General features: G+C 72.0%; 20 protein-coding genes and 1 pseudogene. 9 read left to right on the top strand and 12 right to left on the bottom strand.

What is annotated here, in order from left to right; translation table 11 throughout:
• Window positions 1-144: 144 nt before the first annotated feature.
• On the bottom strand, window positions 145-1,506 hold the full coding sequence (gene glnA / locus ACZ7HQ_RS03320; RefSeq protein ID WP_450799792.1) for a type I glutamate--ammonia ligase: 1,362 nt from the start codon (window positions 1,504-1,506) through the stop codon (window positions 145-147).
• A 304-nt stretch (window positions 1,507-1,810) separates the two neighbouring features.
• Here glnA and ACZ7HQ_RS03315 point away from each other — a divergent pair.
• Window positions 1,811-2,998: pseudogene (locus ACZ7HQ_RS03315) on the top strand (globin domain-containing protein).
• 10 nt (window positions 2,999-3,008) lie between these two features.
• Here ACZ7HQ_RS03315 and ACZ7HQ_RS03310 read toward each other — a convergent pair.
• Entirely contained in the window at window positions 3,009-4,055 is a 1,047-nt protein-coding gene (locus tag ACZ7HQ_RS03310; protein ID WP_470983987.1) for an FAD-dependent monooxygenase, read from the bottom strand.
• Between the two features lie 100 nt (window positions 4,056-4,155).
• Window positions 4,156-4,599, bottom strand: a complete 444-nt coding sequence (locus ACZ7HQ_RS03305; RefSeq protein ID WP_470983985.1) for an RrF2 family transcriptional regulator — start codon at window positions 4,597-4,599, stop codon at window positions 4,156-4,158.
• 197 nt (window positions 4,600-4,796) lie between these two features.
• Between ACZ7HQ_RS03305 and ACZ7HQ_RS03300 the strand changes: the two genes are divergently transcribed.
• From ACZ7HQ_RS03300 to ACZ7HQ_RS03290, 3 genes are all read left to right on the top strand, one after another.
• Entirely contained in the window at window positions 4,797-5,540 is a 744-nt protein-coding gene (locus tag ACZ7HQ_RS03300; RefSeq protein ID WP_470983983.1) for a DUF3105 domain-containing protein, read from the top strand.
• Window positions 5,537-6,184, top strand: coding sequence for a DUF305 domain-containing protein (locus ACZ7HQ_RS03295; RefSeq protein WP_470983980.1), 648 nt, complete (start codon window positions 5,537-5,539; stop codon window positions 6,182-6,184). Before ACZ7HQ_RS03300 ends, ACZ7HQ_RS03295 begins: the two co-directional genes overlap by 4 nt.
• A 248-nt stretch (window positions 6,185-6,432) precedes the next feature.
• Complete coding sequence (locus ACZ7HQ_RS03290) at window positions 6,433-8,376, top strand: S53 family peptidase (RefSeq protein ID WP_470983978.1); 1,944 nt, start codon at window positions 6,433-6,435, stop codon at window positions 8,374-8,376.
• 237 nt (window positions 8,377-8,613) lie between these two features.
• On the opposite strand, the gene ACZ7HQ_RS03285 is transcribed toward ACZ7HQ_RS03290, so the two are convergent.
• The 4 genes from ACZ7HQ_RS03285 to ACZ7HQ_RS03270 all read right to left on the bottom strand — a co-directional run bounded on the left by ACZ7HQ_RS03285 (window position 8,614) and on the right by ACZ7HQ_RS03270 (window position 13,452).
• Window positions 8,614-9,831: an MFS transporter gene (locus tag ACZ7HQ_RS03285; RefSeq protein ID WP_470983975.1), complete on the bottom strand. Its 1,218-nt coding sequence runs from the start codon at window positions 9,829-9,831 to the stop codon at window positions 8,614-8,616.
• Between the two features lie 93 nt (window positions 9,832-9,924).
• Window positions 9,925-10,893, bottom strand: a complete 969-nt coding sequence (locus ACZ7HQ_RS03280) for an endonuclease/exonuclease/phosphatase family protein (RefSeq protein ID WP_470985190.1) — start codon at window positions 10,891-10,893, stop codon at window positions 9,925-9,927.
• Window positions 10,894-11,160: 267 nt separating this feature from the next.
• On the bottom strand, window positions 11,161-11,790 hold the full coding sequence (locus tag ACZ7HQ_RS03275) for a TetR/AcrR family transcriptional regulator (protein WP_470983972.1): 630 nt from the start codon (window positions 11,788-11,790) through the stop codon (window positions 11,161-11,163).
• Window positions 11,791-11,865: 75 nt separating this feature from the next.
• On the bottom strand, window positions 11,866-13,452 hold the full coding sequence (locus ACZ7HQ_RS03270; protein WP_470983970.1) for an MFS transporter: 1,587 nt from the start codon (window positions 13,450-13,452) through the stop codon (window positions 11,866-11,868).
• A gap of 179 nt (window positions 13,453-13,631) precedes the next feature.
• Between ACZ7HQ_RS03270 and panB the strand changes: the two genes are divergently transcribed.
• The 3 genes from panB to ACZ7HQ_RS03255 all read left to right on the top strand — a co-directional run bounded on the left by panB (window position 13,632) and on the right by ACZ7HQ_RS03255 (window position 16,491).
• Entirely contained in the window at window positions 13,632-14,498 is an 867-nt protein-coding gene (gene panB / locus ACZ7HQ_RS03265) for a 3-methyl-2-oxobutanoate hydroxymethyltransferase (protein WP_470983967.1), read from the top strand.
• A 158-nt stretch (window positions 14,499-14,656) separates the two neighbouring features.
• A complete protein-coding gene (locus tag ACZ7HQ_RS03260; RefSeq protein WP_470983964.1) occupies window positions 14,657-15,682 on the top strand; it encodes an ATP-binding cassette domain-containing protein in 1,026 nt (341 codons plus the stop codon).
• Window positions 15,679-16,491 (top strand): ABC transporter permease, encoded by an 813-nt coding sequence (locus ACZ7HQ_RS03255; protein ID WP_470983962.1) that lies wholly within the window; start codon window positions 15,679-15,681, stop codon window positions 16,489-16,491. The genes ACZ7HQ_RS03260 and ACZ7HQ_RS03255 overlap by 4 nt, the downstream gene beginning before the upstream one ends.
• A gap of 14 nt (window positions 16,492-16,505) precedes the next feature.
• Here the strand turns inward: ACZ7HQ_RS03255 and ACZ7HQ_RS03250 are convergent, their stop codons facing one another.
• Window positions 16,506-19,778, bottom strand: coding sequence for an AfsR/SARP family transcriptional regulator (locus tag ACZ7HQ_RS03250; protein ID WP_470985187.1), 3,273 nt, complete (start codon window positions 19,776-19,778; stop codon window positions 16,506-16,508).
• A 14-nt stretch (window positions 19,779-19,792) separates the two neighbouring features.
• Window positions 19,793-20,305 carry a DUF6578 domain-containing protein gene (locus ACZ7HQ_RS03245; RefSeq protein WP_470983959.1) on the bottom strand — a complete coding sequence of 171 codons (513 nt, stop codon included), beginning with the start codon at window positions 20,303-20,305 and terminating at the stop codon, window positions 19,793-19,795.
• 107 nt (window positions 20,306-20,412) lie between these two features.
• Between ACZ7HQ_RS03245 and ACZ7HQ_RS03240 the strand changes: the two genes are divergently transcribed.
• Window positions 20,413-21,213, top strand: coding sequence for a site-2 protease family protein (locus ACZ7HQ_RS03240; protein WP_470983956.1), 801 nt, complete (start codon window positions 20,413-20,415; stop codon window positions 21,211-21,213).
• Here ACZ7HQ_RS03240 and ACZ7HQ_RS03235 read toward each other — a convergent pair.
• Genes ACZ7HQ_RS03235 through ACZ7HQ_RS03225 form a run of 3 tightly spaced genes read right to left on the bottom strand, consistent with a single transcriptional unit; the run spans window position 21,203 to window position 23,274 of the window.
• The gene (locus ACZ7HQ_RS03235) at window positions 21,203-21,394 is read right to left on the bottom strand and encodes a hypothetical protein (RefSeq protein WP_470983953.1); all 192 of its coding nucleotides are present in this window, start codon (window positions 21,392-21,394) and stop codon (window positions 21,203-21,205) included. The genes ACZ7HQ_RS03240 and ACZ7HQ_RS03235 overlap by 11 nt on opposite strands.
• Before the next feature lie 55 nt (window positions 21,395-21,449).
• Complete coding sequence (gene npdG, locus ACZ7HQ_RS03230; protein ID WP_470983950.1) at window positions 21,450-22,163, bottom strand: NADPH-dependent F420 reductase; 714 nt, start codon at window positions 22,161-22,163, stop codon at window positions 21,450-21,452.
• A gap of 37 nt (window positions 22,164-22,200) precedes the next feature.
• Entirely contained in the window at window positions 22,201-23,274 is a 1,074-nt protein-coding gene (locus ACZ7HQ_RS03225; RefSeq protein WP_470983948.1) for a sialidase family protein, read from the bottom strand.
• Window positions 23,275-23,389: 115 nt separating this feature from the next.
• On the opposite strand from ACZ7HQ_RS03225, the gene ACZ7HQ_RS03220 reads away from it, so the two are divergent.
• A complete protein-coding gene (locus ACZ7HQ_RS03220) occupies window positions 23,390-23,986 on the top strand; it encodes a hypothetical protein (protein ID WP_470983946.1) in 597 nt (198 codons plus the stop codon).
• Window positions 23,987-24,036: the final 50 nt, after the last annotated feature.

Here is a 24,036-nt window from a genome sequence, read left to right as displayed (position 1 = left end):
GGGGTGGAAAAAAACACGTCGGGGAAGGGGGGGGTTCAAACACACGGAGGGGGGGGGGGGGGGTGGGGGGGTGACACGGGGGGCTCACAATCCCCCCCGGTACCACCCCCCGCGACCTTTGAGGGGCCGGCCACCGGCCTGCCGCTACAGCACCGGCAGGTTCTTCCGCAGCTCGAAGGCCGTGACCTCGCTGCGGTACTCCTCCCACTCCTGGCGCTTGTTGCGCAGGAAGAAGTCGAAGACGTGCTCGCCGAGGGTCTCGGCGACCAGGTCGCTGCTCTCCATGAGGGTCAGGGCCTCACCGAGGTTCTGCGGGAGGGGCTCGATGCCCATCGCGCGGCGCTCGGCGTTGGACAGGGCCCAGACGTCGTCCTCGGCGCCCGGCGGGAGTTCGTAACCCTCCTCGATGCCCTTCAGGCCGGCGGCCAGCAGGAGGGCGTAGGCGAGGTAGGGGTTCGCGCCCGAGTCGAGGGAGCGGACCTCCACCCGCGCGGAGCCGGTCTTGCCGGGCTTGTACATCGGGACGCGGACCAGGGCGCTGCGGTTGTTGTGACCCCAGCAGATGTACGACGGGGCCTCGCCGCCGGCGCCCGCCGTGCGCTCGGAGCCGCCCCAGATGCGCTTGTAGGAGTTCACCCACTGGTTGGTGACCGCGGAGATCTCCGCCGCGTGCCGCAGCAGGCCCGCGATGAAGGAGCGGCCGACCTTGGAGAGCTGGAACTCGGCGCCCGACTCGTAGAACGCGTTCCGGTCGCCCTCGAAGAGGGACAGGTGCGTGTGCATGCCCGAGCCGGGGTGCTCGGAGAAAGGCTTCGGCATGAACGTCGCCTGCACGCCCTGCTCCAGCGCCACCTGCTTCATGACCAGGCGGAACGTCATGATGTTGTCGGCCGTGGAGAGCGCGTCGGCGTAGCGCAGGTCGATCTCCTGCTGGCCGGGGGCGCCCTCGTGGTGGGAGAACTCGACCGAGATGCCCATGGACTCCAGCATGGTGATCGCCTGGCGGCGGAAGTCCATGCCGACGTTGGTCGGGGTGTGGTCGAAGTAGCCCGAGTTGTCGGCCGGGGTCGGGCGGGAGCCGTCCAGCGGGCGGTCCTTCAGCAGGAAGAACTCGATCTCCGGGTGGGTGTAGAAGGTGAAGCCCAGGTCGGAGGTGCGGGCCAGGGCGCGCTTCAGGACGTAGCGCGGGTCGGCGAAGGACGGGGAGCCGTCCGGCATGAGGATGTCGCAGAACATCCGGGCGGTGCCGGGGGTCTCCGCACGCCACGGCAGGACCTGGAAGGTGGAGGGGTCCGGCTTGGCGATCATGTCGGACTCGTAGACCCGGGCGAAGCCCTCGATGGCGGAGCCGTCGAAGCCGATGCCCTCGTCGAAGGCCTGCTCCAGCTCGGCGGGGGCCACGGCGACGGACTTGAGGAAGCCCAGCACGTCCGTGAACCACAGGCGTACGAACCGGATGTCGCGCTCCTCCAGTGTCCGGAGCACGAACTCCTGCTGCTTGTCCATCTTCCGCTACCCCATCCTTGCTGGTCAGGCCGCCTGCCCTGGTCCCACGGGAGGCGGTCGGGCACCTGAGCATCCCACCACAACACCATTTCATGCGCGTTGCGGACCTTGATCGCGGATGCGTCCTCGGCCTGAACGCCTCTCGTACGGCAGGTGTACTGCTCTCTCGCCCATCTTGCCTGCTCGGACCGACATTCGTCATGGCCGGCCCGTTTCCCGACGTGAGGGACGCCACGTCCATTAATTTGCATCTCAAATGCAAGTTTTCATACCGTCCTGATCAGTCGAGTCGTGAGGAGTCCCGATGCTGTCCGAGCAGTCCGCAGCCACCGTCCGCGCCACCCTTCCCGCCGTGGGCGCGGCCATCGGCGAGATCACCGAGCGCTTCTACGCCCGCCTGTTCGCCGCCCACCCCGTACTGCTGCGGGACCTGTTCAACCGCGGCAACCAGGCCTCCGGCGCCCAGAAGCAGGCCCTCGCCGGCTCCATCGCCGCCTTCGCCACGCACCTGCTGGAGCACCCGGAGCAGCGGCCCGACGCGATGCTCGGCCGCATCGCCCACAAGCACGCCTCGCTCGGTATGACCCCCGAGCAGTACGAGGTCGTGCACGAGCACCTCTTCGGCGCCATCGCCTAGGTGCTCGGCGAGGCCGTCACCCCCGAGGTGGCCGCCGCCTGGACCGAGGTCTACTGGCTGATGGCCAACGCTCTCGTCGCCATCGAGAAGCGGCTGTACGAGGAGAGCGGCAGCCAGGACCGGCGGCCGTGGGAGGTAGTAAAGCGCATCGAGGAGACGGCGGGCGTCGTCACCTTCCGGCTGCGCCCGGCCGACGGCGGCCCGGTGCGCGACTTCCGCGCCGGCCAGTACGTCTCCGTCCAGGTCGAGCTGCCCGACGGCGCCCGCCAGATACGGCAGTACAGCCTGTCCGGGGCGCCGGGCGAGAGCGTGCGCCAGTTCAGCGTCAAGCGCGTGACCGGCGACGACGCCACCCCCGACGGCGAGGTGTCGAACCACCTCCACGCACGCGTGCGGGCCGGCGCCGTCCTGGACCTGTCCGAGCCGTACGGCGACCTCGTCCTGGACACCGACGCCGCGACCCCCCTGCTGCTCGCCTCCGCGGGCATCGGCGTGACCCTGGTGATCGCGATGCTGGCCGACCTCGCGGCCGCCGGCCACCAGGGCCCGGTCACGGTCGTCCACGGCGACCGCTCCCCCGCCGGCCACGCCCTGCGCGCCGCCCACGAGACGTACGCCGGGAAGCTCCCGGAGGCGTCCGTGCACTTCTTCTACGAGCGGGACGCGGAGCCGGGCACCCGCACCGGCCTGGTCGACCTGGCCGGCATCGCCGTACGGCCCGGCACGCGCGCGTACCTGTGCGGGCCGCTGCCCTTCCTGCGCGCCGTCCGCGCCCAGCTGATCGAGCAGGGCGTGGCCCCCGCCGACATCCACTACGAGGTGTTCGGCCCCGACCTGTGGCTGGCCCGGGACTGAGCCCCTCCGGTCACTCCGCGCCGAAGTTGCGGGCGCCCTCCCGGCCGGTCTCCTGGTTCTGAGCCACGTACGGGCGCAGCTCCTGCTCGTAGGCGGCGAAGGCCTTGGTGTGGTCGCCCTGGGACTCGGCGAGGTGCCGGGCCAGGACACGGGCCCCGATCAGGGCCTGGGAGGTGCCCATGCCCGAGGTGGGGGCGGCGCAGTAGCCGGCGTCGCCCACCAGCACCACCCGGCCCTCGGACCAGTGGTCGAGGTGGACCTGGCAGGCCGAGGAGAAGTAGAGGTCCGCGGCGGCGGACATGTCGTCCAGCAGACGCGGCACGATCCAGCCCTCGCCGGCCATCCGCTCCCGGGTGATCCGCTCCTGCTCGGCGCGGTCCAGCAGGTCCAGCTCCGGCGAGTCGCTGGCGAAGGAGAGGCTGACGTTCATCCGCTCGGGGTCGGCCCCGCTGTACACGTAGACCGCCTGGCCGGGCGTCATGCGCAGCGCGCCCCGGTGGTCGAGGCCCAGCCGGTTCGGGGCGCTGAAGCCCACGCCGGACATGCCGAGGTGCCGGATGGCCTCGCCGTGCGGGCCGAAGACCAGGCGGCGCACCACCGAGTAGATGCCGTCGGCGCCGATCACCAGGTCGTAGGTGTCCGGGGCGCCGCGTTCGAAGCCGACCCGGACCCCGTCGGCGTCCTGCTCGATCGCGTCGATCGAGTCGGCGAAGACGTAGCGCACCGCGTCCGCCGTGCGCTCGTACAGGATGCGGGTCAACTCGCGCTTGGGCACCTCCAGTTCACCGGCGAACACCTCGGCGGGCAGCTCGCCCGTGCGGTTGCCGCCGGCGTCCAGCAGGTCGGTGCCGGTCATCCCGGTGGCGTGCCCGCGCACCTCCTCCAGAATCCCCAGGTCCGCCAGCGCCTCGAAGGCCGCGCCGCGGAAGTCGACGGCGTAGCCGCTGTCGCGCAGCGCGGGGGCCCGCTCGACCACGGTCACCTCGTGGCCGTCGCGGTGCAGGAGGAAGGCGAGCGCGGGACCGGCGACGCTCGCGCCGGAAATGAGGACCTTCATGACACACCCCGTCGTCGTGTTCACAGTCGGGGCCAGCCTTCATGAGGTCCGCCCGGCGATCAACGCACTTCTTTCGGCCACGGGGCACCGGCCACAGGCGTCAACTGCCTTGTGGCCCACGGGAGATGCCCAGCAGCAGGGCTCCGGTCGGCTCGGAGACGATGCCGGCGACCGTGACGGGGTCCAGCGCGGCGAAGAAGGCCTCCTGGGCCCGGCGCAGGGCGCCGCGCAGGCGGCAGCCGGAGTTCAGGGGGCAGGGGGTCGGGCCCTCGCAGTCCACGACGTCGCCGTCGCCCTCGAAGGTGCGCACCACCGCGCCCACCGAGGCCGTACGGCCCTTCTCGGTGAGGCTCAGACCGCCGCCCCGGCCGCGGCGCGCGTCGACGAGGCCGAGGTGCTGGAGTTCGGCGACGACCTTCGCGGCGTGCGTGTAGGGCACGTCCATGTCCTCGGCGACCTGGCGGGTGGTGGGCGTGGCGCCGGCGGCGACGGCCAGTCGCATCAGGACACGCAGGGCCAGGTCGGTGGAGCGCAGGAGCCGCATACCCCGAGCGTAAGTAATACGCATCCACGGTTCAAATTATCCCGCCGTCGGGTGCCCGCCGTGCCGTTCCTACGGAGGTTTGCCGTGCCCTCCCTACGGAGGTTTGCCGTGCCCTCCCTACGGAAGACGGCCCTTCCCCACTACGATCAGCGGGCCCACCCTTCCCGATGCCGTCCCTTTCCCCAGAAGGACACCTCATGGGTTCCGCCAAGAACAGCACCGCGGCGCGCAAGGCCCGCATAGAGGAGATGCGCCGCGCCGAGCGCTCCCGCGAGCGCCGCAACCGCGTGTTCACCGTCGCCGCGAGCGTGGTGGTCGTCGCCGGTCTCGTGGTCGGCGGTGTGATCCTCGTGAACTCCCGGTCGGATGACAAGGAGAACACCGCGAGCGACGCCAAGGGCTCCGGCAGCCCCAGGAGCTCCGCCAGTTCCCAGGGCCCCGGCGGCTCCAAGAGCTCTGACGCCGCCAAGGGCTCCGGTGACTCCGGGCACTGGGTCACCGGCGCCGGGGGCGTGCAGACCTGGAGCGGCAAGCTGTCGCGGATCCATGTGACGACGAAGGTGACGTACCCGATGCACCCGCCGGTCGGCGGCAACCACAACCCCGTCTGGGCGGACTGCAACGGCGACGTCTACACCGCGCAAGTGCCGGACGAGAACGCCGTGCACGCGCTGGAGCACGGCGCGGTCTGGGTGACGTACACGAGCCGGGCGAAGAAGGCCGACGTCGACGCGCTCGCGGCGAAGGTGAGGAAGACGCCGTACTCGCTGATGAGCCCCTACCGGAACCAGGCTGCGCCGCTGATCCTGTCGGCGTGGGGCCACCAGGTGACGGTGAAGAGCGCGACCGACCCGGAAGTGGACAAGTTCTTCGCCACGTACGTCCAGGGACAGCAGACGCCCGAGCCCGGAGCCCCCTGCACCGGCGGGATCATGAAGTGAGGCGGCGGTACGTCGGCTGGATCGCCGGGGCCGCGGCGGCGGTACTCTTCGCGGCCGGCGCCGTCACCTACGCGGTCGCCGAGGACTCCGGCGGCCCGGCCCCGAGGACCCCGCGCCCGTCGACACCGGGTCCAAAGTCGGCGGACGCCGGGTTCGCGCGGGACATGGCCGTCCACCACCAGCAGGCCGTCGAGATGTCGTACATCGTCCGGGACCGCACCAAGGACGAGGACGTGCGCAGGCTCGCCTACGACATCGCACAGACGCAGGCCAACCAGCGCGGCATGCTGCTCGGCTGGCTGGACCTGTGGGGGCTGCCGAAGGTGTCGGCCGAGCCGCCGATGACCTGGATGGGCATGGGCGGCATGGCCTCCGGCAAGGACGGCGCGCTGATGCCGGGCATGGCGACGAACACGGATCTCAGGAAGCTCCGGTCACTCAGCGGCAAGCAGGCCGAGATCCTCTACCTGCAGCTGATGACGGCCCACCACAGGGGCGGGATCCACATGGCCGAGGGGTGCGTGGCCAAGTGCACCGTCGGCGTGGAGAAACGGCTCGCGCAGGGCATGGTCGACGCCCAGCAGTCGGAGCTCCAGGTGATGGCCGGGATGCTCAAGGAGCGGGGAGCGGCGCCGCGTTCGTGACCTGTGGGACGTGAACAGACGCCAGGTCGTTCCGTTACAGAACCGTGAGGGATGAAAGGCGCAATTCGCCCCACCTGACGGGCACTTGAGCTTCTCTTGACCTTTACCTTCCCCTGGCATGAACCGTTCATCGAAAGAGTGACCCCCATCATGTGATCCATTCGTCAGGCCGAACCGCCGCGGGCCGGCGCGCGGACGCATGACGTACCGACCACTACATGCATGCGAACCGCATCGCAGGGGGTTCTATGAGATCCAACCGCGCCAAGCTGCGCGCCATGAGCATGGCAGCAACACTGCCCATGGTCGCCGGCGCGCTGGCGCTGGGCATACCCGCGGCACACGCCGCGGACAGCCCCGCTCGTGACGCACTGAAGGGCACCAAGCCGCTCTGGGCCACGGCCAAGGCGGACAAGGGCGCGACCTCGAACAGCGCCCCGGTGAACGCCCGGGTCTACCTGGCCGGCAAGGACGCGGCGGGCCTCGCCGCCTACGCCAAGGCCGTGTCCGACCCCAGCTCGCCGCTGTACGGCAAGTACCTGAACGCCAAGAAGGCGCAGGCCCGCTTCGGGGCCACCAAGGCCCAGGTGGCCGCCGTCAAGTCCTGGCTGACCTCGGCCGGTCTGAAGGTCACCGGGGTCACCGCGCACTACGTCGCCGTCTCCGGTGACGTGGCCGCCGCCGAGAAGGCGTTCGGCACCCAGCTGCACAACTTCGCCAAGGGCTCGGCGACCTACCGCGCCCCGGCGCAGACGGCCTCCGTGCCGGACAGCCTGAAGGGCGCCGTCCTGACCGTCACCGGCCTGGACAACGCCCCGCACAAGTCCAACCACGACGACCAGCTGCCGCCGCCGGACGCCGTGTTCAAGAACTCGGGCCCGTTCTCGTCGTACTACGGCTCGAACATCGCCACCACGCTCCCGGACGCGTACGGCGGCAAGATCCCGTACGCCATCAAGGGCTACACCGGCAAGCAGCTGCGTTCCGCCTACGGCGCGGGCAGCTACACCGGCAAGGGTGTCCGGATCGCCATCACGGATGCCTACGCCTCGCCGACCATCGCCTTCGACGCGGGCAGCTACGCGCAGAAGCACGGTGACGCGGCCTGGAACACCGGTCAGCTGCACCAGGTGCTGCCGAAGAACTACACCAAGACCAAGGAGTGCGGCGCCGCCGGCTGGTACGGCGAGGAGACCCTCGACGTCGAGGCCGTGCACGCGGTCGCCCCGTCCGCCGACGTCACCTACGTCGGTGCGGCCTCCTGCTACGACGCCGACCTGCTCGACTCGCTCAGCAAGGTCGTCGACAACCACCTGGCCGACATCGTCTCCAACTCCTGGGGCGACATCGAGGCCAACCAGACGCCGGACCTCGCGGCCGCCTACGACCAGGTGTTCCAGCTGGGCGCGGTGCAGGGCATCGGCTTCTACTTCTCCTCCGGTGACGACGGCGACCAGGCCGCCAAGTCCGGTACGAAGCAGGTCGACACCCCGGCCAACTCCGCCTGGGTGACCGCGGTCGGCGGTACCTCGCTGGCCGTCGGCAAGGACAACTCGTACCAGTGGGAGACCGGCTGGGGCACCGAGAAGGCGACCCTGTCGGCGGACGGCAAGAGCTGGACGAACTTCCCCGGCGCGTTCACCTCGGGCGCGGGCGGCGGCACCAGCAAGACCGTGCCGCAGCCGTACTACCAGAAGGGCATCGTCCCGCAGGCGCTGGCCACGGCCAACAACGCCGCCGGCAACCGCGTCGTCCCGGACATCGCGGCCATCGCCGACCCGAACACCGGCTTCCTGGTCGGCCAGACCCAGACCTTCCCGGACGGCTCGCAGCAGTACAGCGAGTACCGGATCGGCGGCACCTCGCTCGCCGCCCCGGTGATCGCGGCGGTCCAGGCCCTGGCCCAGGAGGCGCGCGGCGGCAAGGCGATCGGCTTCGCCAACCCGACGATCTACGCCAAGTACGGCAAGGAAGGCGTCTACCACGACGTCACGGACAAGCCGACCGGCACCGACCTCGCGGTGGCCCGGATCGACTTCGTCAACGGCCTCGACGCCTCCGGCGGCCTCGCGACCTCGGTCCGCAGCCTCGGCAAGGACAGCTCGCTGTCCGCGGTGAAGGGCTACGACGACGTGACGGGCGTGGGCTCGCCCGCGAACGGTTACGTCGCGTCGTACGCGAAGAAGCACTGACGCTCCGCTGAGCGGCAGGGGACCCGGGGTCATGAAGACCCCGGGTCCCTTTGCGTGATTGGCAGATTTGGGCCACGCCCAGCCGTCCCCTGGGCCATCCATCCGGCCCAAAGCCTCCCCTTGCCTCGGCCGCAAGCCTCCAAGCCCGGTACCGGCCGGGGCCACCGCCCTTCCGGGCCGCTCGCTCGGGCCGGGCAGGCCAGCCCCGCCCCGCCGAGCGCCTCAGTCCCGACCGCCTCAGTGCTGCAGCGCCCCCGACTCGCCGGGAACGTGGGACGTGACGACCCGCCCCTCCGACGGAGTCGCCCGGCGTCGGTCGACCGCGTACGCCACGCTCGCCACGCCCAGCCCCAGCACCGCCAGCATCGCGCCCGCCAGCGCGGGGGACGTCGTGCCGAAGCCCGCCGCCAGCGCCAGGCCGCCGATCCAGGCGCCGCCGGCGTTGGCCAGGTTGAAGGCCGCCTGGTTGGCGGAGGAGGCCAGGGACGGGGCGGCTGCGGCCTTCTCCATGACCATCAGCTGGAGCGGGGAACCGGTGATGAACGCGGCCATGCCCAGCAGTGTCACCGCCAGCGCCGCGCTCCACTCGGCGCGCATGAGGAGGGGGAACAGCAGGAGCACGAGTCCGAGGGAGGCCAGTCCGCCGAAGAGCGTCCCCCGGAGCGAGTGGTCGGCCAGGCGGCCGCCCAGCAGGTTGCCCGCCGTCGCGCCCACGCCGAAGAGGGCGAGGAGCAGGGTCACGTTCGTCTCGGCGTAGCCCGCCGCGTCCGTGAGCATCGGGGTGACGTAGCTGTACGCCGCGAAGAGCGCGCCGAAGCCCGCCACTGTCGTACCGAGGGCCAGCCAGACGGGGAGGGAGCGCAGGGCGGCCAGTTCGCCGCGCAGGCCGGCCGGCGCGGCGGCGTGCCCGCTGTCCCGCGGGACCAGCAGGGCCAGCGAGGCGATCGCCGCCAGACCGATCACGCTCACGCCGAGGAACGTGGCGCGCCAGCCCAGGTGCTGGCCGACCAGCGTCGCGACCGGCACCCCCGCGATGTTGGCGACGGTCAGGCCGAGGAACATCAGGGAGACGGAGCGGGCCTTGCGCTCCGGCGGCACCATTCCGGTGGCGACGACCGCGCCCACGCCGAAGAAGGCGCCGTGCGGCAGGCCGCTGAGGAAGCGGGCGGCGAGAAGGGAGCCGTCGCCGGGGGCGAACGCCGACAGGGCGTTGCCCGCGACGAACAGGGCCATCAGGGCGATGAGGACCGTGCGGCGGGGCATACGGGCCGTGAGCGCGGCCAGCAGGGGGGCGCCGATCACGACGCCCAGCGCGTACGCCGAGACCAGGTGCCCGGCGGCGGGGATCGAGATGTGCAGGTCGTCCGCGACGTCGGGGAGCAGCCCCATCATCACGAACTCGGTCGTACCTATTCCGAAAGCGCCGACGGCCAGGGCGAGCAGGGCCAGGGGCATGAAGGGCCTGTGCCTTTCGAGGGAGGGAGCGGAGTTCCGTACCAGCATATGTTCAGTAGCGGAACAAAGCCCCCGGGCCCCCTGTTCCCCGGGTTACGAGGACGTGTCCAGCTTCACACGGGCGGCCACCGGCAGATGATCGCTTCCGGTGCGCGGCAGCGTCCAGGAACTCTCCGGCTCCACGCCCCTGACCATGATCTGGTCGATCCGCGCCATCGGGAACGACGCCGGCCAGCTGAATCCGAAGCCACTGCCCGCCGCGCCCTGCGTGGAGCGCATCTGGGAGGTGACGGCGTTGAGTGAGCGGTCGTTCATCGTGCCGTTCAGGTCGCCGAGCAGGACGGCCCGCTTCAGGGGCTCGTCGGCGATGGCCTCGCCGAGCGCGTCGGCGCTCTTGTCGCGCTGCCGGGCGGTGAACCCGGCCTTCATCTTCACGCGCACCGAGGGCATGTGGGCGACGTACACCGCGATCGGGCCGTGCGGCGTCGTCACGGTGGCACGCATCGCGCGCTCCCAGCCGAGCTTGATGTCGACGGCCCGGACATCGGTCATCGGGTACCTGCTCCACAGGCCGACCGTGCCGACGACCGCGTGGTGCCCGTACGTCGGCGCGAGCGCCTTCTCGTAGACGGGCACGGCCGTGCCCGGGATCTCCTCCAGGGCCAGGACGTCGGCGCCGGAGGAGGCGACGGCCCGGGCGGTCGCGGCGGGGTCGGGGTTGTCGGCGTTGACGTTGTGGGTCGCCACCATCAGGTCGCCGCCCGAGCCGGCCTTGTCGGTGAGCAGCCCCCCGAAGAGGTTCAGCCACACGATCGCCGGCAGGAGTACGGCGATGAGCGCGGTCGCCGACTTCCGGACCAGACCGAGGAGCAGCAGCACCGGGATGGCCAGGCCCAGCCAGGGCAGAAACGTCTCGGTCAGACTGCCGAGGTTGCCCACCCGGTTCGGGATGCGCGAGTGCAGCAGCATCACCAGGGCCAGGAGCAGGGCCAGCGCCGCCAGCACGATGCCACGGCGCCAGATGCGTGGATCCCCGCGCCAGCCGGAGAACAGGCGGTGCATCAGGCGCCGAAGCCGGGATCCCGGTCGCTCGGGCCCCGAGCCGCCGTCCGCCGTCTCCGTCATGTACGCCTGCTGCGCCATACCGTCTGCCTCACTGCCTGCCGTGCACACCGTCGTTCCCCGTGTTCTTCCGACCCTAGGGGATGATCGGCCCTGTTCCCGCCGTCCCATGACGGCCGTACGGAAGACGAGGACGAACGAGGCGGGGCAGGGAGTTCCGTTCACCCCCGGACAGCCGAGGTCTGTGACAGAACCCGCACATCAGTGCTACGAGTCTGTCGAGCTGACGGGGCGTAGGCCGGCCAGGACCGTGTCGACGATCTGCTCCGCCAGACCCTCGGGCAGTTCGGCGTCCGGGCGCAGCACGGCCCGGGTGAGCATGGGGCCGACGATCATGTCGTTGGCCAGTTCCAGGTCGACATCGGTGCGGAGTTCGCCGTTGCGCTGCCCGCGGCGCAGTACGTCCAGACCGAGGGCGCGCCGTGGCGCCACGACGTTCGCGTGGTACGCGGCCCAGATCCTGGGGCTGCTCTTCATCTGGGCATGGGCGTTGTGCAGGATCGCGGACGTCCGGCTGGCGAGGCCGCGCAGGCGCAGGTTCTCCAGCAGGACGACGAGGTCGTCGCGCATACAGACGCCGGGGAGTTCGGGGTCGGCGGGCTCGACGGCGCGTACGACGTCGATGAACAGCTCCTCCTTGCCGCTCCAGCGGCGGTAGATGGTGGCCTTGCCGACCCCGGCCGTGCGGGCGATGCGCTCGATGGAGAGTTCGGCGAGGGGCAGGCCTTCCTCCAGGAGCTTCATCACGCCCTCGATGATGGCGCGTTCCACGGCCTCGCTACGGGGCCTGCCCCGTACCGGTCCGTCGGGCCGCGGCCGGCTCTCGGCAAGACTCACGTCGCTCCGTCCTCTCACTGTGCTGCGGGAATTGTCCCGCAGCCGCCTCCTTCCCCCGTGGAACCGCGGTCCGCGTCACTCGGCGGCCGCGACCAACTCCGTTTCCTTCTCGCCCCGCTCGGCCGTCGGCGGCTTGCCCGGCAGGAACAGGGCCGTCACGACGGCGCCGACGAGTGCGACGCCCACCCCGCACAGCGCGGTGACGTGCATGGCGTGCAGGAACGCGTCGTCGGCGGGCGCGACCAGGGCCTTGCCCTGCGGGCCGAGCCTGCCGGCGATGCCGAGGGTGGCCTCGATGGACTCGGCGGCCTTGTCGCGCAGGGCGGGCGGCAGCATGCCGAGCTTGCCCTCCATGCCGTTGCGGTAGGACGTGGCGAGCACCGAGCCGAGGACGGCGATGCCGAGCGCGCCGCCGACCTGGCGGAAGGTGTTGCTGAGCGCGGAGGCGGAGCCGGCCTTCTCACGCGGCAGCGCCTGCATGATGACGACCGAGGTCGGGGTCATGATGTGCGCCATGCCGGTGCCCATGAGGAAGAAGACGACCTCGAGCAGCCAGATCGGGGTGTCGGCCTCGAACGTGGCGAACATGGCCAGCGTCGCCGCGATCAGCACCAGGCCCGCGGTGGTGGTGGCCCTGTTGCCGAACCGGTCGACCAGCAGCCGGGCGCGCGGCGCGAAGATCAGCTGGGCGGCGGCGAGCGGCAGCATCAGCACACCGGACTCCAGCGGGGAGTAGCCGCGCACGCTCTGGGTGTAGAAGACGCCGAAGAACGTGACGCCCATCAGCGCGAAGAAGACCAGCGCGATGGCGCTCATGGCGGCCGAGAAGACCTTGTTCTTGAAGTAGGTGACGTCGAGCGACGGGTGGTCGCTGCGCTTCTCGAAGACGACGAAGGCGGCCAGTACGGCGAGTCCGGCGACGATCGTCGCGAGCACCTTGGCGTCGGTGAAGTCGGCCAGCTCGCCGCCCTTGATGATGCCGTAGACCAGCAGGACCAGGCCGACGACGGACAGGACGACGCCGACGGGGTCGAGGCGGCCCGGCCTGGGGTCGCGGGAGTCGGGCACCAGCCAGGCCATCAGGACCAGCGCGAGGATCACGATCGGCACGTTGACGAAGAAGACCGAGCCCCACCAGAAGTGGTCGAGGAGCGCGCCGCCGGTGATCGGTCCGATGGCGATGGCGAGGCCGACGCCGCCGGCCCAGATGCCGATGGCCTTGGGCTGCTCCTCGCGTTCGAAGACGTTCATCAGGACGGCGAGGGTGGCGGGCATGACGAAGGCGGCGCCGAGGGCCATCAGGGCGCGGTAGGCGATCAGCTGGGCCGGGGTGCCGGACTCGGCGGCCAGGGCGGAGCCGATGCCGAACACGGCGATGCCGCCGAGCAGCACCTTCTTGCGGCCGAGGCGGTCGCCGATGAGTCCTGCGGTGAACAGCAGGCCGGCGAAGACGAGCGTGTAGGCGTTGATCGCCCACTCGATCTGGCCCTGGGTGGCGCCGAGGCCGGTCGGCGCGGGGCTGGAGATGGTCTTGATGGCGACGTTCAGGATCGAGTTGTCGAGCACCACGATGAGCAGGCTCAGCATCAGCACGCCGAGGATCGCCCAGCGGCGCCGGTGCACCGCTTCCGGTATCCGGGAGGCAGGGACGGGACTTGTCATGAGTTCGACCCTACGATCATTTCGATACGGAACGGTCTCGTATCTTAGTTCTTTACCAAGGTCTTACACGGCGGGGATCACAAGGTGCCCCTCTGGTCCTGGCTGGCACGAGGTGCCACCATGGAGGCGATCCGGGGACGCCGTCAGGGCGCCTCGAGATGACTGAAGGAGCCGTTGCCATGACGCAGCTTTCGGCTGCCCAGAACAAGCCTTCCGACGGCAGCAAGGCGCTGTACGGGGGGAAGGGCACCCGCCGCATCACCGTCCGCGACATCACCCTCGCCAAGGAGCGGGGCGAGAAGTGGCCCATGCTCACCGCCTACGACGCGATGACCGCGTCCGTCTTCGACGAGGCCGGCATCCCGGTGATGCTGGTCGGCGACTCGGCGGGCAACTGCCACCTCGGGTACGAGACGACCGTGCCCGTCACCCTCGACGAGATGACGATGCTGTCGGCGGCCGTGGTCCGCGGCACCCAGCGCGCCCTGATCGTCGGCGACCTCCCCTTCGGCTCCTACCAGGAGGGCCCGGTGCAGGCGCTGCGCTCGGCGACCCGGCTGGTGAAGGAGGCCGGGGTCGGCGCGGTCAAGCTGGAGGGCGGCGAGCGCTCGCACGAGCAGATCCGGCTGCTGGTGGAGTCCGGCATCCCGGTGATGGCCCACATCGGGCTGACCCCGCAGTCCGTCAACGCGATGGGCTACCGCGTCCAGGGGCGCGGCGAGGAGGCGGCACAGCAGCTGCTGCGGGACGCGAAGGCGGTGCAGGACGCGGGTGCGTTCGCGGTCGTCCTCGAACTGGTGCCGGCGGAGCTGGCGGCCGAGGTGACGCGGGTGCTGCACATCCCGACCGTCGGGATCGGCGCCGGGCCCCAGACGGACGCGCAGGTGCTGGTCTGGACGGACATGCTCGGGCTGACCTCCGGTCGCGTCCCGAAGTTCGTCAAGAAGTACGCCGACCTGCGTGAGGTCATGGGCACCGCGGCGAAGGCGTTCGCGCAGGACGTCGTCGGCGGGACGTTCCCGCTGGAGGAGCACTCCGTCCACTAGGCCACTGCGGCAACACGGGCAGCCCGCCGATCTTCCCCCGTCGGCGGGCTGGCCCCTTTTCGCGGGGTGGCCGTCGGCACGGTGGCTGTCGGCACGGTGTCGGTGGCTGTCGGCGTCCTGTCGGTGGTTTGTCGGTGGGCCCTGGCACCGTCTTCCCCATGACGCGAATCGATGACAACCCCGGCGGCGCGGGCCACGCGGTGACGGTACGGGGACTGGTCAAGCACTACGGCGAGACCAAGGCGCTGGACGGTGTCGACCTGGACGTGCGCGAGGGCACCGTGATGGGCGTGCTCGGGCCGAACGGCGCCGGCAAGACCACCCTCGTGCGGATCCTGTCCACCCTGATCACCCCGGACTCCGGCCGGGCCACCGTGGCCGGCTACGACGTCGTACGGCAGCCGAGGCAGCTGCGCCGGGTGATAGGGCTGACCGGCCAGTACGCCTCCGTCGACGAGAAGCTGCCCGGCTGGGAGAACCTGTACATGATCGGCCGGCTGCTGGACCTGTCCCGCAAGGACGCCCGCGCCCGCGCCGACGAACTGCTGGAGCGGTTCTCGCTGACGGAGGCGGCCAGGCGGCCGGCGAGCACGTACTCCGGCGGTATGCGGCGGCGGCTGGATCTCGCCGCCTCCATGATCGGGCGGCCCGCGGTCCTCTACCTCGACGAGCCGACCACCGGCCTCGACCCCCGTACCCGCAACGAGGTGTGGGACGAGGTGAAGGTGATGGTCGGCGAGGGGGTCACCGTGCTGCTGACCACCCAGTACATGGAGGAGGCCGAGCAGCTCGCCTCGGAGCTGACCGTGGTGGACCGCGGCAAGGTCATCGCGACCGGCGGCATCGAGGAGCTGAAGGCCCGGGTGGGCGGGCGCACCCTGCGGGTGCGGCCGCTCGACCCGCTGGAGCTGCGCCCGCTCGCCGGCATGCTGGACGAGCTGGGCATCACCGGACTCGCCACCACCACCGTGGACACCGAGACCGGGACGCTGCTGGTGCCGGTCCTGAGCGACGAGCAGCTGACGGCCGTGGTCGGCGCGGTCACCGCGCGCGGCATCACGATCTCCTCCATCACCACCGAACTGCCCAGCCTGGACGAGGTGTTCCTGTCCCTCACCGGCCACCGTGCCGGTGCCCCGCAGGACACCACGGCCGCCGAGACCCGCCAGGAGGTCGCCGTATGAGCACCGCCACCGCCACCGCCGACGCCGACGTCCGTATCCCGCTGCGCGGGCACCTGCGGCACACCGGCGCGCTCATCCGCCGCAATCTGCTCTGGATCCGCCAGGACCCGGAGTCGATGTTCGACGCGCTGCTGATGCCGATCGTCTTCACCCTGCTGTTCGTGTTCGTCTTCGGCGGCTCGATCGGGCAGGCGCTGGGCGGCGGCCAGGAGCGGTACGTGCAGTACGTCATCCCCGGCATGCTGGCGATGATGAGCATGACCCTGTCGCAGGGCGTCGGCACCGGCTTCAGCCAGGACTTCAACAGCGGCGTCATGGACCGGTTCCGGTCGCTGCCGATCGGGCGCGGGTCCGTGCTCTTCGCGAAGATCGCCGTCGAGCTGGCGCGGATGCTGTTCGCGACGGTCATCCTGATGGTCGTCGCCGTCCTGGTCGGCTTCCACATCCACCACTGGGCCGGGCTGTTCGCGACGGTGGGCCTGTCCGCGCTGTTCGCCTCCTCGATCATGTGGGTGTTCCTCACCCTCGGCGTGATGCTGAAGAGCGCGCAGTCGGTGCAGGGCGTGGGCTTCCTGGTGCTGTTCCCGCTGCAGTTCGGGTCGTCCATCTTCGCCCCGACCAGGTCGATGCCGGGCTGGCTGCGGCACTTCACCGACTACAACCCGCTGTCGACCCTGGCGGACGCGGCCCGCGGGCTGATGACCGGCGGCCCGGTGGCGCACGATCTGTGGGTGACCGTGGCCTGGTCCGTGGCGATCACGGCGGTCATGGGGCCGGTCGCGATCCACAAGTTCCGCACGAAGAACTGACGTTCGCCGTGCCCTCAGATCAGGGCGGTGGCCTCCGCGAGGGAGAGGCCACCGCCCTCGGCGTACGCGGCCCGGTAGGCGGGGGCGTCCAGGGCCTCCCGGATCCGGCGCTCGGCCATGTCGTGGCAGCGGCGCTCGACCCCGGAGAGGATGTGCCCGGGCGGCAGCAGGGCGTGGGCGGCGCCCAGGCAGCGGGCGGCGTCGGCGGCGTGGCCGCCGCCGTCGAGGCGGGCGAGGGCCATCGACGCGGCGTAGAGGCAGATGGAGTCCAGGTGCGGGGCGACGGCCTTGGACAGCGGGTCCTGGGCGAGCCGCAGCGCCCCCCTGACCCGGTCCAGGGCGTCCTCGGCACGGCCGTCGAGTGCGTCCAGCCAGGCCTCCTGGACCCGGATCATGGAGTCGAAGACCACGAAGTGCGCGATCTTGAACTCCTCGCGCAGCAGGTGCAGTTGCTCGCGGGCCTCGGCGGTGCGGCCGGTCAGGCCGAGCCAGCAGGCGAGGAACAGCCGGGCGGCGGGCATGGCCTCGTTGAGGGAGCCGTCCTTGCTCGCGATGACGTCCCGGAGCAGTCGCTCGCCGCGCTCCGCGTCCCCCGACTCCATGAGCACGCTGCCGAGGCGGGCACGGAGGACGGCCATCTGACCGCGGGCGCCAAGGCGTTCGGCGTGTTCGATGGCCGCCCGGTAGTCGGCGGCCGCCTCGTGGAGGGCACCCTGGCGTTCATGGGCCTCGCCGCGGGCGGACAGCGCCTCGGCGGTGCCCCAGGCGTCACCGAGGCGGCGGAAGATCTCCAGGGCCTCCTCGGCGTCCCGGGCGGCGTTGCCGGCCGAGGCGGCGCGGTTGGCGAAGAGGTTGGCGCGCAGCTGCAGGGCGCCGGCCAGTTCCCACTCGAAGCCCGGCGTCTGCCGGCAGGTGCGCACAGTGGCGTCGGCGACCTCCTGTATGCGGTCCAGACCGCCGGTCAGCATCACGGCGTAGAACCACAGCATGCCGGGCGCCCGGCAGGTCTGCGGCATCCCGGCGTGGTAGACCCGGGTGATGGCGCGCAGCTTGGCCTGGGCCTCGGGGGTCTGCCAGGCCTCCAGTTCATGGTCCATGCAGGCGAGGTGGGCGAGGTGGACGCCACGCCGGGCCTCGGCGAGGACCTCGCCGCTGTACGGGGGCGGGGCGTCGGTGCAGCGCTGCCACAGCGGCTCGGCGGGGCGGACGGGTTCGGCGAAGGGGTCGGGGCCCAGCGGCATGACCTCCCGGCACCAGTGGCGGGTCTCGATGCGCTGGTCGCGCATCTGCCAGAACCACACCAGGGACAGCACCAGGCACAGCGCCTCCTGCTCGTCCCGCGTGGCGACGGCGTGCCGCAGCGCGGTGCGCAGGTTCTCGTACTCCAGCTGGAACCGGCCGATGGCGGCGCCCTGCCCGGGGCCGCGCAGCAACGGGTCGGTGGTGCGGGCGAGTTCCCGGTAGTACGTCAGATGGGCGCGCTCGGCGCCGGCGCGGCGGCCGGTCTCGTCCAGCCGTTCGCCGGCGTACTCGGCGACCGTCTCCAGGAGCCGGTAGCGCATCCCGCCGTCGGCCCCCTCGCCCGGCACAGGCGCGGCCACCACCAGGGACTTGTCGACCAGGGAGCCGAGCGCGTCCAGGGCGACGGGACCGCACACGGCCTCGGCGGCGGCCAGGTCGCAGCCGCCCGCGAAGACGGACAGCCGGGCGAGGACGTCCCGTTCGTCCGCGTCGAGCAGTTCCCAGGACCAGTCCACGACGGCCCGCAGGGTCTGCTGGCGGGGCAGGACGGTGCGGCTGCCGGAGGTGAGCAGCCGGAAACGGTCGTCGAGCCGGTCGGCTATCTGGCGCGGGGTGAGCATGCGCAGGCGCGCCGCCGCGAGTTCGATCGCGAGAGGCAGTCCGTCGAGCCGCCGGCAGATCTCGGCGCAGGCCCCGGGATCGTCCTCGACGCGGAACCCGGGGCGGGCCGCCGCGCCCCGGTCGGCGAGCAGCCGCAGCGCGACCGGCTCGGGCAGCGGCTCCACCGGGCGCACCAACTCCCCCGGCACACCGAGGGGTTCGCGGCTGGTGGCGAGGACGGTCAGCTGCGGACAGCGGGCCAGCAGACGCTCGGTGAGGTGGGCGGCGGCCTCGATGACGTGCTCGCAGTTGTCCAGGACGATCAGCATCCGGCGCCGGGCGCAGTGCTCCACGATCCGTTCGAGGGGGTCGTCGTACCGGTCGGTGACCGCGCGCATGCTCTCGGCGCCGGCTCCGTGCAGCACGGTGTCGCGGGCGCCGATCGCGGTGAGCACGGCCTGCGGTACGGCCTCGGGGTCGTCCACGGGCGCCAGTTCGGCCAGCCACACCCCGTCCCGGACGGTGTGCCGTACCGCCTCGGCGGCCTCCTGGGACAGCCGGGTCTTCCCGGCGCCGCCCGGACCGAGCAGGGTGACCAGGCGGGCGGCGGCCAGATCGGCGCCGATGGCCTCGATGTCGGTCTCCCGGCCGACGAAGGAGGTGAGCCGGGCGGGCAGATTGCCCACGGCCGCAGGTCCGGGTCGCGGCGCCGGGGGCTGCTCGGCCAGCAACTCGGCGTGCAGGGCGCGCAGTTCGGGGCCGGGGTCGGAGCCGAGCCGGTCCGCGAGCAGTTGTCGTACGTCGTCGTAGGCGGCGAGCGCCTGGGCCGGGCGGCCGGCGTCGCGCAGGGCGCGCAGCCGCAGCGCCTGCAGCGGCTCGTCCAGCGGGTGGTCGTCGCACAGCGCGGTCAGCTCGGGCAGCGACTGCCCGGCGTGCCCGAGGGCGAGGGCGGCGGTGTGCCGGGCGCGCAGGGCGTCGAGCCGGCGGCTCTCCCAGCGGGCCGCCTCGGCGGTGTGGTCGGGCAGGTCGGCGAGGGCGGGGCCGCGCCACAGGGCGAGCGCGTCGTCCAGGACGGCGGCGGCCTTGGCCGGGTCGCCGTCGGCGAGGGCCGCGAGGCCGTCGCCGGTGAGCCGCTCGAAGCGGGTGAGGTCGACGTCGTCGGGGGCCGCGGTGAGCCGGTAGCCGCCCTCGGCGGAGGCGACGGCGTCCGCGCCGAGGGTGCGGCGCAGCCGGCCGACGAGCGCCTGCAGCGCCCCCGCGGCGTCGGCGGGCGGCTCGGCGCCCCACACCTCGTCGACCAGCACGCCCGCCGGCACGGTCCGCCCGGCCCTGAGCGCGAGCACGCCCAGCAGGGCGCGCAGCCGCGCCCCGCCGACCGGGACGGCCGTACCGTCGGGGCGGAGTACCTGGGTGGTGCCGAGCAGCGAGAAGCGCACGGGGTCCATTGTCGCCGGAGCGGTCACCGGTGGTCACCGGGTCGCGGCGGCGTGCCGTCGGGGATGTCCAGGGTGACGAGGACGCCGACGGCGCGGCGGATCCGGTGGGGGCCCGGGGCCCTGCCGGGTTCCTCCTGCTCGAACCACTTGGGGCAGGTGCGGACGGCCTCCAGGGTGTGTGCGCCGGGCACCGCTTCCATGCTGTACGGGGACGGCAGAATGACCACCTCCGCGCCGTCCCGCTCCTGCGCACGGTCGAGGCGCTCGAGGGCCCGCTGGTCCGGGTACGCGAGGTACTCCTGCCGCACCAGCTCGATGGCGTGCACACGGCCCGTGGTCCGTACGCGGTCCGTGGTCTCCTCGTCCGGGCCGCCCCCGTGGCGCTCCACCCGGGCCCCGGCGCCGTAGCCCCACCCCTCCCGGATGTCCCCGGTGTCGTAGGGGACCAGCCGCCAGCTCACCTCGTCGCCCACCGCGAAGGGCGTGCCGCAGCACTCCATCTGCCAGTCCTCGTAGAACACCCTCATCCGTGGCATTCCCCCAGGGTCCAGGAACCGGACGGCGAGCGCGAGGCGTTTCCCCCATGAGTGCGCGGCCGGTACGGTCGCACTGCCGACCGTCCCCGTCGCACAGGAGTCCGCCGATGACCACCGCCACCACCCGCCGCAGCGAACGCCGAGTCAGTCCGGTGTTCGTCGGGATCCTGGCCGTGACGGCGGTGACCGGCTGGGCCACCTGGAGCGGGTACGCGGCGCAGCCGGGCGTCGCGGTGTTCCTGTTCGTGACGGCGTCCTGGATCGTCTCCCTGTGCCTGCACGAGTACGCCCACGCGCGCACGGCCCTGCACGGCGGGGACATCACGGTCGGCGCCAAGGGCTACCTCACACTGAACCCGCTGAAGTACACGCACGCCCTGCTGAGCATCGTGCTCCCGGTGCTCTTCGTGATCATGGGCGGGATCGGCCTGCCCGGCGGCGCGGTGTTCATCGAGCGCGGCCGGATCCGGGGCCGCTGGCGGCACAGCCTGATCTCGGCCGCGGGCCCGCTGACGAACGTGCTGTTCGCGGCCGTGTGCACCGCGCCGTTCTGGCTGCACGCCCTTGACGGCGTCCCCGCCGACTTCCAGTACGCGCTGGCGTTCCTGGCCCTGCTCCAGGTGACGGCGGCGATCCTGAACTTCCTGCCGGTGCCGGGCCTGGACGGCTACGGCGTCATCGAGCCGTGGCTGTCGTACCGGGTGAAGCGCCAGGTGGAGCCGTTCGCGCCGTTCGGCCTGCTGTTCGTGTTCGCGCTGCTGTGGGTGCCGTCGGTCAACACCGTGTTCTTCGACGTCATCGACGCGCTCCTGAAGCACCTGGGCGTGGGTGACTACGCGCGCTACTGCGGCCAGGAGCTGTACCGCTTCTGGCAGGGCACCCCCGAGATCTGCCAGGTCAGCCCGTGACGGACGGGTCCTGCGGGGCGGTGGCCCGGCCGCGCCTGACGTAGTACCAGGTCATGTTGGACGTCAGGCCCGCCAGCAGCACCCAGACGATGCCCAGCCAGCTGCCCTGGACGAAGGAGACGACGGCGGCGGCCACGGAGAGCACGCAGACGACGAGGGTGCAGAGGGCGATGCGGGGCATGACGGGTGGCTCCTTGCGGGGGACACTGCTACGACGAACAGTGTCCCCCATCCGCTCACACGTCGGTGATGCGGAGCCCGGCGTGTGCCTTGTAGCGGCGGTTCACGGAGATCAGGTTGGCGACCAGCGACTCGACCTGGTGGGCGCCTCGCAGCCGTCCGGCGAAGATGCCGCGCATCCCGGGGATGCGCCCGGCGAGGGCCTGCACGATCTCGACGTCGGCCCGCTCCTCGCCCAGCACCATGACATCGGTGTCGATCTGCTCGGTCTCCGGGTCCTGGAGCAGGACGGCCGACAGGTGGTGGAAGGCGGCGGTGACGCGGGAGTCCGGCAGCAGGGCGGCGGCCTGTTCGGCGGCGCTGCCCTCCTCGGGCTTGAGCGCGTAGGCGCCCTTCTTGTCGAAGCCGAGCGGGTTGACGCAGTCCACGACGAGCTTGCCGGCCAGTTCGTCCCGCAGGGACGTCAGCGTGTCGCCGTGGCCCTCCCACGGTACGGCGACGATCACGATGTCGCTGCGGCGCGCGGTCTCGGCGTTGTCGGCGCCCTCGACGCCGTGGCCGAGTTCCCCGGCGGCGGCCTGCGCGCGCTCGGCGGCACGGGAGCCGATGATCACCTTCTGGCCGGCCCGGGCGAGCCGGTAGGCGAGGCCCTTGCCCTGCGGTCCGGTGCCGCCGAGCACGCCGACGACGTACCCGGAGACGTCGGGCAGGTCCCAGGGGTCCTTGGCGGGGGCCTTGGCCGGGGTCTGTGCGCTGTCGGTAGAGGTCATGGGGCGACTCTACGTCCGTGGCGGCGACGGCACCGGCTCAGGTGAGCCGGTGTACCGGGACCCGGCGGAAGGTGATCGTCTCGTAGGCGCCGAAGTCACCCGTCTCGTAGAGGAGTCCGACCGTGTCCCTGTCGACGCGCACCAGGTCGGAGTAGGCGGCGGGCAGCCCGTCGACGGTGAACGCGGGGCGCCAGGTGGTGCCGCCGTCGGTGGAGACGCGGATCGTCATCAGGGCGCGGAAGTCCGGGTCGGCCGGGGCGGAGAAGAGCAGCAGGTCGGGGTCGCGGAGCTGGAGGACGGAGGCCTCGCAGACGGGGGCGGTGAGCCCGGCCTGCGGCCGGAAGGGTGTGACCAGGGTCCTCCCGCCGTCCCGCGAGTGGGCGTCGGCCCGGTTGCCGGGCGAGGGCGAGTCGTTGCGGGTGTTGAAGTAGACACGGCCGTCGGGGAGTTCGGCGGCGGTGGTCTCGTTGGCGTTGATGTACCCGTCGGTGTTCTCGTCGAGGTACCCGAGATACCAGGACTCTCCCCGGTCGTCGCTGAGCAGGCAGTGGCCGCTGTTGTACCGCGGCTCGGCGCCGGTGTCGGTGCCGGTGGGCGGGAGGGTGTGGTTGGCGGGGACGAGCACCCGGCCGCCGCTGAGCTGGAGGGCGTGCCCGGGGGTGGTGGCGTACCAGCGCCAGCCGGGCTTCCTCACCTGCGCGGTGATCTCCCTGGGCGCTGACCAGGTCGTGCCGTCGTCGTCGCTGTGCTGGACCCATACGCGGCGCCCGTCGGCGTCCTTGACCCGGCCGCGCAGGACGGCGTCCTCGGTGGCGGTGGCGGCGGCCCGGATGTGCACGAGCAGGATCCGGCCGGTGTCGAGGACGACGGGGGCGGGGTTGCCGGCGAGGTTCTTGCCGTTGCGCGCGGCGACCTGGAGCGGCCCCCAGGTACGGCCGCCGTCCGTGGACCGCTTCAGCACGATGTCGATCTGCCCGTGGTCGGCTGCGGAGCCGGCCCGGCCCTCGCAGAAGGCGAGGAGGGTGCCGGCCCCGGTGGCGACGACGGCCGGTATCCGGAAGCTGGCGTATCCCTCGTGTCCGGCGCGGAAGGGGACGGTGACGTCGGTCATCGGGCGGCTCCTTGGGCTGCGGACGGGTCCGGTGCGGCGGTGTACGTCCCCTGGGCGGGCGAATTCCGGGTGAACGCGGGGTCACGGGTGACCGGTTGCGGCAGGATGCGGGCGCATGGACGCCGTACGGGTCGCGCTGCTGCGGGAAGTGCTCGCCGGGACCGAGTGGCTGGGGGCCACCCGGCGATTCGCGGGGGTGCTGCGCGGGTCGGTGGTGACGCACGGGGGCGGGCTGCTGCTGGTGGGCACGCCCGCGTACGAGCCGTGGCACCTGGCCGCGCATCTGGTGGACGAGGCCGCGTGGTCCGGGACGCCCGAGCTGGCCCCGACGCTGGTACGCCATCACGCGCGCCCCTGCGACCCGCCGCACCTGGCCGTCGGACCGGGCCGGATCGAGGCGGCGCGGCGCGGTGAGACCCTGCTGGTGGTGGCACCCGAGGAGCCCGCGCCGCTGCTCGAACGTGTCCACTCGGCTCGGCGCGCCGGGGTCACGGTACTGGCCCTGGGCACGGGCGACGGCGACCTCGCGGCGCTGGCCCATGACACGCTGGCCGTGCCTGAGGGGGCGGAGCTGGACCTGGACACGGTCCAGCACCTGGTCAGCGCGGCGGCGGGCGAGAACGGGGGCTCTCCCAGGGTGCGGCGGGGTTTCCGGGACAGGTGGGCACGGCTGACGGAGATCCTCACGGCGCCGCCGCCCGCCCCCTGGTGACGCCGGGTCCGGGGCGGAGGTCCGGGCTGCGCGGGGAAAAGCGGTTGCCC

This window comes from Streptomyces sp. NPDC037290 (assembly GCF_055603245.1).
The sequence above is the reverse complement of the archived record's forward strand: the minus strand, read 5'-3'. Positions and strand labels throughout refer to the sequence as shown.